Raw genomic sequence first — 9,512 nt, 5'->3', positions numbered from 1 at the left:
TCCACAAGCAGCTGTTGGAGGGCCAGGGCGAGGGCGTTGCTTCAACGAATTGACACCACCAGGGCTTGGTCAGGACCCCTGTCGAACAGCTCGTTCAACCCTGCCTACTACGCTGAAACGTCTCGTGTTGAGATATCATCCGCCACAGCCACAGCCACAGCCACAGGCTATTACACAACAAGCTACAACTGTCGTGTTAGGGGGCTAGTGGGAGCTGTTGCTCGTTGATAAGTGCTGCGGCCGGGTCGCTGTAGTCCTGTGAACAGCACGAATGCCTCACAAGCCTGACTTCGAAACAGCCCTGCATTGGCGGGAGAACTGAAATCTCCTTTCAGGGAAAAAATGGCTCAACCAGCATGGGGGAATCGCGAAAAATTGATCGGCAGGCCAGTGAAGCCAAAGGAAGACTCGGAACGTCTTCTTCAAGAAAGCACTGAGCATCACCGCTAACCTTCGCAGGCGGGCGGGGTTGGTGTTGGAAATTCTCAATAATTCCGCACACCACTCGTTTTAGATCCGACACTTCTGCATCCTCGAGAAGGAGATACTCTTTGGGGTCCATGTCAATGTATATCCACTGGTAGGAGAGTTCTGGGACGAGGCAGACAACTCGGTATGGACGACCCTTGCGGTACTCCGTGAATGCAATATGCATATATACTTGTGCGGCTTCTGGGAATTTTTCGAAAGTAATCCTTCTTCGCCTTGTTATCTTTTTGCGATCATATAGAAGAATGAGATGTTCTCGTGTGGCTGATTTTATTGCGGCAGGAAGCGGGCGTCCTGTAACTTTTTCTGAGAACGTCCCCCATCCAGGATCATCAGTAGAAGTCCACCTTGATAGGAGTCTCTGCAGTAATCCAGCTGCTCGGATCATTGAGGCGCTCCAAGAGTGCAGTGGCCCTGTGATTCCCATTGTCGATCCTTCCCCGGGATGAATCGATTCCAATGCCAAAGGGGTCGCGATCCCATCTCGGGCGCAAGCCGTCCCATGAGAATTCAAGTCTCGGGTTGTTTGCAGCTCGAATAAGTTGCCTGTCACTGAGGCCCCGCAGAACATTCAATGCATCATCATCTAGCATATTTCCGGGGGTCCAGTCGTTGTCCAAATCTCCGACGGTTGCATTTATCGGTCGACGATAAACTGGTATGATTCCGGGAATCTCTGGGTCCAGGGCATGACCATACGGGCTAAATCTACCCCAGATGGCGCTGCCAGCGGCTCCGCCGAGGGCTCCGAAGAGGAGATCAGTGGGGTTGGTAGGGCGGCACTGGACCGTGTTAGTCGCCCAGGTGAACCCGGCACCCACACCTGCGTTGACCCCTGCGGACACAGCTAGCGCAGACCCACCGTACAGTCCTAGACCGCGGGCGACGAGATTGCCTGCGCCGGGCATAAGGGCACCGCCCACCGCTCCGAACAGTGCGCCTCTTCCCACGGACTGGGCCAAGCCGCTCCAGGTGAAGTCATCGGTGGTGTAGGCGTAGATGCCGCCTTCGATGACGGCGCCCAAAGCGGCACCGACCCCGATACTGATGCAGATCGGGCAGCGGCCAGAAGGATCGGTCAGGGAGGTAGGGAGGTTCTCGGCGTAGGCGTAGGCACTGGTGTAGGGGGTGAGAGCGGAGCGGGGCGCGGGATCGGCTGTGGTGAAGCGACCCAACCCGGGGCGGTAGTCGCGGTCATGCAGGTACAGGCCCGCGCCGGGTTCGGCATACTGGCCGATGTAGGTGAAGGGGTTGGAGGGCGCTTCGGTGCCCGGTTGGGTGTGCTCGGTGACGCCGAATCCGGTATAGCTGTACCGGTGTTGGGGAGTCCCGTCGGCAGAGGTGATGTCGGCGACCGAGCCGAGCCAGTCCAGGTGGTACTGCTGATATCCGGCTTCGGAGTGGTTCTGGGTCTGGACCTGGCCGCGGGGGTTGTAGGTGTAGGTGGCGTTCAGAGCACCGGTGCCGTCGTAGTCGCTGATGATCTGGGGCAGGGGGTGCAGGACGTCCCAGATGTTGCTGTGCTGGAGTTGCCCGTCGAGGCTGGCGGTGGTCCGGTTGCCGTCGGCGTCGTAGGTGTAGGAGTAGGTGCCCTCAGCGGTGTCAGCACTGGTGAGTCGGCCGGGGGCGTCGTAGGTGTAGGTGGTGGAACCGTCGGAGGTGAGGTTGCCGTCGGCGTCGTGGGTGTAGGCCGTGGTGATGCCGCCGTTGGAGACGGTAGCGATCTGGTCGGTGTCGTCATAGGTGAAGGTGGTGGTCTGGGAGCCTGCCTGTTCGGTGAGGCGGTTGCCGACCTGGTCGTAGGTGTAGGTTGTGGTGGTATTGCCTCCCTGCGTGCAGGACTCGGCTTCGGGGGCGGTTGTGCACTCCAGGACGAGTCGACCGTTGTCGTCGTAGCCGAAGAGCCTGGTGCTTTCCTGGCCAGCTCGCGTTGAGTCGACACGTAGGGGTTGGCCGTTCGCGTCTCGGGTCAGTTCCCAGGACGACAGGGTGGCGGTGCCTTGTGCTGTGGCGACGCTGTCCAGGTGACCGGCGGTGTCATAGGTGCGTGTTTCGAGGTGGCCGTTTCCGGTGGGGCTGGCGACCGAGGTGAGGTTGCCTGCGAGGTCGTAGCCGTAGGTGGTCTCGTGTTGGTAGACGATGTCCTGCCAGACCATGCGGCCGTCGGCGTCGTAGCCGTAACGGGTGCCCTGGTTGTTAGGAGCACGCAGGTAGTCGATGTTGCCCGCGTTGTCGTAGGAGTAGCCGATGCTCCCCTGCCCGCCGGGAAGGGTGAGGGTGCCGGGACGGCCTTCACCGTCAAAGCCGCTGAAGGAGCGTGTGCCGGTGCCGTCAGTAATCTGGGTCGGCTGGCCAGTGGCGTTGTAGGCGAGTGTGACGGTGGGGGTGCCGTCGGAGTAGACGGCCTTGGTGGTTCGTCCCAGGGCGTCCACTGTGTAGTTGGTGGTGTGGCCGCGGGCGTTGCTCTCAGCGACGAGGTTGCCGTCGAGGTCGTAGGTGAGCCCTCTGGTGCGATCGAGAGGGTCGGTCACTGAGGTGAGGCGCCCGACTGGGTCGTATTCGTAGACGGTGGTGTTGTCGTTGGCGTCGGTACGCGAGGCGACGTTCCCCGCTTGGTCGTAGGCGTACCCGGTGCTGCCGCCGTCAGGTGCGGTCACCGTGGACAGACGTCCCAGGACATCGTAGGTGTAGGTGGTGCTTTCCCCCAGGGCGTCGACCATCTCTGTAACCAGCCCGCGCTCGTCATGGACGGTGGAACGGGTGTGGCCCAACGGATCGGTGACGTCGGTCAGCAGTCCTGCCTGGTCATAGGTGTAGGTCCAGGTGAAGTCCTCGGGGTTCGCCCCTTCGGCGTTGCCGCGGGGGTCGACCACGGTGATCGGCAGCCCATCGGCGTTGTAGGTGTAGGTGGTGGTCGCACCGGTGGGGGTCGTTATACCGGTGAGGTTGCCGTCGGCGTCATAGTCGTAAGTGGTGTTCTTATTGCGCCGATCGTTGACACGGATCAGTTGTCCGGCGTCGTCGTAGTACCGTGCCTCAGTGCTGCCGGTGCCGTCCACCAGGGTCTTGACTCGGCCGCTGAGGTCATAGGTGGTTTCGCGAACGATGCCGCGGGGGTCGGTGGTCTGGATGACACGGCCGTCCGTGTCGTATACGTAAGCGGTGGTCTGTTCGAGTGGGTCGGTGATAGTTGTCCGCTGTCCCGCCTCGTCGTAGCCGAAGGCCCAGGTGAAGTCCTCGGGGTTCGCGCCTTCGGCGTTGCCGCGCGGAGTTACCGTGCTGACCAGGCGGTCCGCCTCGTCGTAGGTGTAGGAGGTGGTGCCGCCGTCAGGAGTGGTGACCGAAGCCAGGTTCCCGGCATCGCCGTAGGCGTAGAAGGTGGTGCCGTTTCCTGGCGCGGTGACCGTTTCCAGGCGTCCGGGGATGTCGTAGGTATAGGAGGTGGTGCGTTCCGCAGCGTCGGTGAACGTCTCCAGATTGCCGTAGGTGTCGTAGGTGTAGTGCTCGGTGCCGCCGCCCGGCAGTGCCAGAGAGGTGACCCGGTCAGCGTCGTCATAGGTGAGAGCCGTGGTGTACTGCCCGGGGTTCGTGCTGTCCTGGCCTCGCGGGTCCACAACAGTGGCTAGCCGCCCCGACAGGTCGTAGGAGCGCTCTTCGCGTGCCCCTGAGGGGTGGACTACCGCTGTCTGGTTGCCGTTGGCGTCGTATTCGAAGCTGGTGGTTTCGTCCCGTGGTGTGGTGACGGTTTCCAGCAGGCCCTCGGCTGTGTAGGTGAACTCGGTGCGGTTGTCCAGGTCGTCGACTGCAGCCTGGAGGAGGCCGTCGGCGGTGTACTCGTAGGAGACGGTACGCGAGGCGCCATCTGTTGTGGTCTCGATGTTGCCGGCGTCGTCGTAGGACCACGAGGTGCGGGACGCGCTGGTGGAGACGCGGGTCAGCCGCCCGGAGGGATCATATCTGTAGTCGGTGTAGCGTCCCAGTGGGTCCTGGACCGAGGTGAGGTTGAGGTTTTTGTCGTAGGTGTAGCTGGTGGCGTTGCCGAACGGGTCGATGTCGGCGAACAGGACGTTGCCTGAGTACAGGTCCGTCCAGATTCCACCGGAAGGGGTGGTCGTGTGTGTGGTGTCGAAACCGTTGCTGGTTGAGTAGTCGAACTCGGTTACGGTTCCCGCTGCGTCGGTCTGCTCGATGACGCGGCCTTGGGTGTCGTAGACCAGATCCAACAGGATGTGGTCGTCAGGTCCGGTGATTGTGGTCAACCGGTCCTCGGAGTCATAGCCGTAACTTGTGGTGGATCCGTCCAGTCCTCGAACGCTGGTGAGATTCTCACCGGTATATCCGTACTGGATGTACCGATTGTCGGAGAGTGTGATCTGAGTTAGGCGATCATTGGAATACGTTAGTTGGTAATGGTCGCCAAAGGCGTCGGTGATCTGGGAGGGCTTACCTGATGCGTAGTCCACGGCAAGGTGTGGCTGCCCGCGGCTGGTGACCGAGGTCAGGTGGCCTTGGACGTCGTAGCGCAGTGTCCGTTGATCGAGAGTGGCCAGCTCCCAACCATCAGATGTATCACGCAGATCGGATGTGGCTCCGGTCGGTGAGGTGTAGGATCCGTCCACTTCGGGGACAAAAGTCAACTGAGATCCAGATTCCTCTCGGAGTGTGACTTCCCCACTTGAGTTCGTGGTCAAGGAAGATTCCCAAGGAAGACTCCACCCTAAACCCAGGGCACTCTCATGTGGGCTTTCCGAGCTGTAGGATCGATCCACAAGGAATGATCCTTGAGGGGTATCATTGAAAGATGATGAGTAGCTGCCGGTGGCAGTATTGACTCCAGCCCCTCGTGCGTTCACAGGCTGTGTCAGTCCGCCTGTCCCACTGCACTCCGAAGAGCACAGGGAGGAGGAGTTCAATGCGCCCAGAAAATTCAGGATCACCATGTATCCACCTTTGGGTTCGGTGTCTACCAGCCCTGATCCGTCATCGATTGTTTCAAAAATGGGAGAAACGAACATTTGATCGACAACAGAAATATCGCATTCGAATTCTTCCGGGATGGTCAGTTGTGCGCTGACCACCGGAGCTTCCTCTCTCCCCCTGAGGACTGACCACCGGTCTGGAGCTGTTACAGTTTGGCCAAAATCAAAAATTCTTGCAGTTTCAATCGAATTATTTCCGCAAGCAGAAACTTTCCATTTGACTGAAGCCGATTGCCACTCAACCTCTCCGAGGTAAGTTCCTCCAGTGTGCATGGGTTCTGTTGAAACAGTAAAAGGCATTCCCGGGGTTACGCTGCCGTTTCTAATTGTTGTGGCAGTGTGGTAGGCGAGAGTTCCACCCCAGGGTGTGGTGAGCCAAGTCTTTCTGGCAAGGGTGTAGACAGTAGCGGCGGAATTGCTCTCCTCTTGGAGTATCTCTAATTCATCTTCATCAGCCTCAAAAAAAGATTCATCCTGTAATTCCTTGGGCTCCTCAATGGCTCCTCCCATCAGTTGTTCACGCCGCTGTTCAAACGACATTGCCTCTTGTGCTTCTGCGGGATCAGGTCCAGCGTATGAAGTAGTTTCTATCTGACTATTGTTCAGATCTTGAACCCTTACATCGCCAGCTAGGAGTATCAAAACAAGGGGAATTGAAATGATTTGAAAGAATCGAAATATTCGAATCATTTTCAACCTTTTTCTGATTGAATTATATTTAAAATGGGCGAAAACATGCTATCTAACCCCCTTGGGGTTCATCAATGGTGATCATGGTCACTTCACTTGATTTCATCGTTAATTTTTGAAGTTAAGTCTGTCGCCTGCATGGATGTGTGGATGGTTTTTTGAACTTAATCAAGTGGCCGGATGTGGCCATCTTTTTTTCTTGAATTTTCCTTTGCTTATGGTCTAGGGGTTGCCGTCTTGGACTAAGAGCGTGTTTGAGAAGGGTGGGTAACGGTCCGAGCACTTCGCTCTCACCCGGCCACAGGCGCCGCGAACCTGATTCTCATGAGCCGTGAGCCGACCTACCCCTCGGACCTGACCGATGACCAGTGGGTCCTGATCGAGCCCTTGCTCCTACCGGCCAACACCGGCGGACGCCTGGAGAAACACCCCGCCGCGAGGTGGTCGATGCCAGCTTGTACGTGGTGCGCACCGGCTGCTCCTGGCGCCACCTGCCCACCGAACTGCCGCCCTGGCAGACCGTGTACTGGCACTTCACCCGCTGGAAAGGAGGCGGGGGCACCGATCGGATCACCACTGCCCTTGTGCCGACAGGTGCGCGCGGCCGCCAGCCGCGACCAGGAGCGCTCGGCCGGGATCAGCGACTCGCAAAGCGTCAAAGGAGCCGACACCGTCCCCCAAAGCAGTCGGGGCTGCGACGCGGCCAAGAGGATCAACGGTCGCAAGCGGTTCATCGTCACCGACATAGCCAAGGACCGCGACAGGGCGAAAACGACCCTGTTGAGCCTGTACCTGGCTACACCGGTGCGGTTCGTGTTCGCCGACGCGGGGTTCGCCGGGGCCTTGGTGGCCTGGACAGCGAGGATGTTGTCCACGACGTTGCACATCGTCCGCAAGGATCCCGCCCAGGTGGGGTTCGCGGTGATTTCCCGCAGCGGTGGGTGGTGGAACGGACCCTGGCGTGATTGACCGCCCACCGGGGGCTGGCCCGGGACTACGAGCGTCAACCCGGGGTGTCTGAGGAGATGGTGCTCTGGGCCGCGATCGGGCAGATGGTTCGCCGTCTGGCCCGTGGCCGCGACGCGACCCGCCAGCAGGCATGGACGAGTCAGGGCCCTGTATCCTAACTCCTTCTCAAACACGCTCTAGGTAAACGATTTCGGGCTTTGAACTGCGCAAACGCCACTGACCGAGCAGCAGCCCCACCCCCCCACCCACCCGCGATCGTTGCCTCTGCGTGATCTTCGGCAGCCGGAGGCGGCAAACCCCTTCTCCTGGAGTGGCACCCACAGCAACCACTCCACCCAGGGAGAACACGTGGGTAGCGCCCCCAACATCATCGACCGGCTCATCCACCAGTGGAACGACCTCACCGAGGACACCGCCGAACAGCACAGGGTGCAGAACTGGTCGGCCGCCGACCCGCGCCTGCGCGGAGCCCAGACCCTCCACGACATCGAGAACCTCGCCCGCGGCCCCATCACCGAACGCACCGACGAGCTGTTCCGCGCCCTGCTCGACAAGGCCGCCCTCACCGGGCCCGAGGGCGAACTGGCCTCACGCACCGTCCTGCAACTGATGATCGGCCGCGTCATCCACACCTCCCGAGCCATGACCGGCTACATCGGCGACGCCGACGAACGCACCCAGCTCGCGGTCGTGGCGATGTACGACGCCATCCGCACCTGCCCCCCAGGCAAGGACCGCTACCTCACCCCCCGCCTGGCATGGACGGCGCACCACACCGCGATGAACCTGGCCAAGGTCGGCTCCAGAGAGATCCCCACGGCAGGCGTGGGCCTGGAGCGCACCACCGACGACGCCCCCGCCCCGCACCCCAGCGAGGAACTGGCCAGGCTTCTGACCTGGTCGGTCGCCGAGAGCGTCCTCAGCTCCGATGAGGCCACCCTGCTGGCGCACCGCTACGGCGACGAGTCCCCGGGCCGGGCCTCGTGGGTCAGCATCGCCGACCCCCGCACGGTCGCCGACCGGGCGGGCGTCAGCCCCGCCGCCATGCGCCAGCGCTGCAGCCGCGCCGCACGCCGCCTCGCCGCGGCCTCCTCCCGCTACCTGGACCAGGGCACGCACTGAAGTCACGGGCCTGCCCGGATCGGGCTTGCCGTTGATGACCGTGTTCCCACCACAGAAGGCCCCGTGTGCGCATGAATGACTTCGACGACCCGCTCGTGCTGGGCGGCGCCGACCTGCTGACCGAGGACGAACACCTCGTGGGCCTGGCCTACCTGCGCCTGGCCCCGCTGCTCCAGGCCCTGCAGGACCAGCCCTTCCACACCCGCCTCTACGACGACCTGCGCGACTACCTCGACGGCCCGGCCTACGACGCCGCCGACGCCTTCAACCGGCTCCGCGAGACAGGCATCACCCATCTCAGCGCACGCCTCGACGCACTGGACCCGGCCGCGGAGACAGGGGAGTGGCAGTGAGCACAGCCCCCGAGCAGGTGCGCGCCGAACCCTGGTTCAGTCCGGTCCGACCCCGGCGCGCCCGGACCATCGCGGTCCAGCTCATCGTCTGGCTCGCCCTCCTCAGCGGCCCCGCCGCGCTGTTCGCCCAGCTCAACCAGGGCGGACCAGGCGAGACCAGCACCGAACCGGAACGGCCCGCCGACCACGGGCCCACCGCGGTCGCCGTCGCCGGGTGGGCCGAACGCGCCGTCGCCGCCTACGCCGAAGGAGACCTCGACACCGTCCGCGTCCTGTACCCGACCGTCACCGACCGCCAGCTCGACGACCTGCCCGCCGCGCCGTCCGCCCCGGCGCGGGTCGGCACCGTGGCCGTCGAACGCCTGGGCGAACAGCGGTGGCAGGCCACCGTCGCCTTCTACCCGCCACGCGAGGACCCCGCCGCCACCGCGGTCCGCTACCTGACCCTGACCGCCCACGGCCAGGGCACCACCTGGGCCGCGCTGGACCTGCCCGCCGAAGCGGGCACCTGGACGGCCGGCGAGCTGCCCGCCCCGCCCTACGCCCCGGGCAGGCTGGCCGACTCGCCCCTGACCGAGGCCGTCGCAGGGTGGGCGGCGGCCCACCTCACCGGCCAGGGAGAACTCGACCGCTACCTGGCCCCCGACACCGCGCACCCGCCCGTGGCGCCCTATGCCCGCGTAGAGGTCACTGCCGTCCACGCCGCCGAACAGGACCAGGAACGGGCCGCCGCTCCGCCCGGCGAGGGCGCCACCGTGGCGGTGCGGGCCGACCTGGTCGCCACCGACAGCGACGGCCGCACCTGGCCCATGTCCTACGCCCTGGAGCTGACCTCGCGCGGCCAGCGGTGGGAGGTCAGCGCCCTCACCCACCCGCCCCTGACCTGACCACCACCCCTGCAACAGAACGG

Annotated in this window: 5 protein-coding genes and 2 pseudogenes; 5 read left to right on the top strand and 2 right to left on the bottom strand. The window is 62.6% G+C overall.

Annotated features, from left to right (window positions below; genetic code table 11):
- Positions 1-821 precede the first annotated feature (821 nt).
- Positions 822-5,108, bottom strand: a complete 4,287-nt coding sequence (locus ACFHWE_RS22080) for an RHS repeat-associated core domain-containing protein (protein ID WP_416603771.1) — start codon at positions 5,106-5,108, stop codon at positions 822-824.
- 21 nt (positions 5,109-5,129) lie between these two features.
- Positions 5,130-5,429, bottom strand: a pseudogene (locus ACFHWE_RS22075) (DUF6531 domain-containing protein); the annotation flags it as partial.
- 1,097 nt (positions 5,430-6,526) lie between these two features.
- On the opposite strand from ACFHWE_RS22075, the pseudogene ACFHWE_RS22070 reads away from it, so the two are divergent.
- From ACFHWE_RS22070 to ACFHWE_RS22050, 5 genes and pseudogenes are all read left to right on the top strand, one after another.
- A pseudogene (locus ACFHWE_RS22070) lies at positions 6,527-6,718 on the top strand (transposase); the annotation flags it as partial.
- Between the two features lie 34 nt (positions 6,719-6,752).
- On the top strand, positions 6,753-7,127 hold the full coding sequence (locus ACFHWE_RS22065) for a hypothetical protein (RefSeq protein WP_416603773.1): 375 nt from the start codon (positions 6,753-6,755) through the stop codon (positions 7,125-7,127).
- A 348-nt stretch (positions 7,128-7,475) separates the two neighbouring features.
- Complete coding sequence (locus tag ACFHWE_RS22060) at positions 7,476-8,249, top strand: hypothetical protein (RefSeq protein ID WP_416603769.1); 774 nt, start codon at positions 7,476-7,478, stop codon at positions 8,247-8,249.
- A 71-nt stretch (positions 8,250-8,320) separates the two neighbouring features.
- Complete coding sequence (locus ACFHWE_RS22055; protein WP_416603768.1) at positions 8,321-8,602, top strand: hypothetical protein; 282 nt, start codon at positions 8,321-8,323, stop codon at positions 8,600-8,602.
- A complete protein-coding gene (locus ACFHWE_RS22050) occupies positions 8,599-9,489 on the top strand; it encodes a hypothetical protein (RefSeq protein WP_416603767.1) in 891 nt (296 codons plus the stop codon). The genes ACFHWE_RS22055 and ACFHWE_RS22050 overlap by 4 nt, the downstream gene beginning before the upstream one ends.
- Positions 9,490-9,512: the final 23 nt, after the last annotated feature.

The organism is Nocardiopsis sp. LOL_012 (genome assembly GCF_048060475.1).
Lineage (GTDB): Bacteria > Actinomycetota > Actinomycetes > Streptosporangiales > Streptosporangiaceae > Nocardiopsis.
The sequence above is the reverse complement of the archived record's forward strand: the minus strand, read 5'-3'. Positions and strand labels throughout refer to the sequence as shown.